We start from the raw sequence: 1,733 nt of genomic DNA, 5'->3' as shown, positions 1-1,733 counted from the left end.
CTGACTCAATGACGCAAGGTCCAGCAATCAAAAAGAAGCGCTGATTTAAACCAACATCGAAACCGCATAACTTAAATGCACTCATGACGATCTCCTAGGCTGCCTGCTCTTGAGCAGCAGCTTGATGAATTAAGGATGCCTTAATAAACGCAGAAAATAATGGATGACCGTCGCGTGGTGTTGAAGTGAATTCAGGGTGGAATTGCACACCAAAAAACCACGGATGAATAGAGTTTGGTAACTCCATCATTTCTGGTAGAGATTCATTTGGTGTTCTAGCAGAAATAATCAAGCCAGACTTTTCTAAGCGCGGTACATAAAGATTATTTACTTCATAGCGGTGACGATGACGCTCGTTTACTTCAGGGCCATAGATTTCATCTGCCAAAGTACCGGCTTTTACCGGGCAACGTTGGGAACCTAAGCGCATAGTCCCACCTAGATCAGAATCGTTAGTACGCTTCTCAACACGACCTTCACGATCAACCCACTCAGTAATTAAAGCAACTACTGGACTCTCAGTGTCTGGATCAAACTCTGTGCTATTAGCCTGAGCAATGTTGGCAACGTGGCGAGCAAACTCGATCACAGCCAACTGCATGCCCAAACAAATACCAAGGTACGGAACGCTATTCTCCCTGGCATAACGAATGGCAGCGATCTTACCTTCGGTGCCGCGTTTACCAAAACCGCCAGGGACCAAAATAGCATCTAAATTCTGCAGACAACCGACGCCATCTTTTTCAATGACTTCGGAATCAATATAGTTAATATTGACGCGTGTGTGATTGTGGATGCCTGCATGACGCAAAGCTTCAATAAGAGACTTGTAAGATTCGGTTAACTCAACGTACTTACCCACCATGCCAATAGTTACTTCGTGCTGTGGATTGGCTAACTCATAAACCAAATTTGCCCAAACGGATAAGTCCGCAGGCTTAGCTTCAATATCAAGTTCGCGACAAATTAAATCATCCATTCCCTGCGCTTGAAGCATCTCAGGAATCTTGTAAATGGTGTCAACGTCCCATACTGAAATCACAGCCTCTTCACGCACGTTAGAGAACAGGGAAATCTTAGAGCGCTCGTCTTCTGGGATGGGGCGATCCGCACGGCATAACAGCACGGTCGGCATGATGCCGATTTCTCGTAACTTTTGTACCGAGTGCTGAGTAGGTTTTGTTTTTAACTCCCCGGCACTAGCAATGTAAGGGACCAAAGTGAGGTGGACAAAGGCGCAACTGTGTCTTGGCAGACGAATACTCATCTGGCGCGCTGCCTCAAGAAACGGCAAAGACTCAATATCGCCTACCGTTCCGCCGATTTCACAGATTGCAATATCAGCATTGCCATCATGGCTTGCTTTTGCGCCACGCTCTACGAATGCTTGAATCTCATTTGTAATGTGAGGTATTACCTGGACAGTTTTACCAAGATATTCGCCACGACGCTCTTTACTGATCACGGACTCATAAATCTGGCCAGTCGTGAAGTTATTGCTCTTGCGCATCTTTGCAGAGACAAAGCGCTCGTAGTGACCAAGATCAAGGTCAGTTTCAGCGCCATCTTCGGTTACGAAGACTTCACCGTGTTGAAGTGGGCTCATGGTCCCAGGGTCAACGTTGATATAAGGGTCTAATTTTAGGAGGGTGACTTTCAGGCCGCGGGATTCAAGAATCGCGGCAAGCGAGGCAGCTGCGATTCCTTTCCCTAAAGAAGAAACCACACCACCA

At 46.6% G+C, this 1,733-nt stretch carries 1 protein-coding gene; it reads right to left on the bottom strand.

Features of this window, described 5'->3' with window-relative positions; genetic code table 11:
* Positions 1-94 precede the first annotated feature (94 nt).
* Positions 95-1,733: CTP synthase (locus tag B7Y67_RS17125; protein ID WP_293599664.1), on the bottom strand; the 1,639-nt coding region annotated here is incomplete at its 5' end.

It is taken from the genome of Polynucleobacter sp. 35-46-11 (genome assembly GCF_002281105.1).
This window is presented reverse-complemented; position numbering and strand designations above follow the sequence as displayed.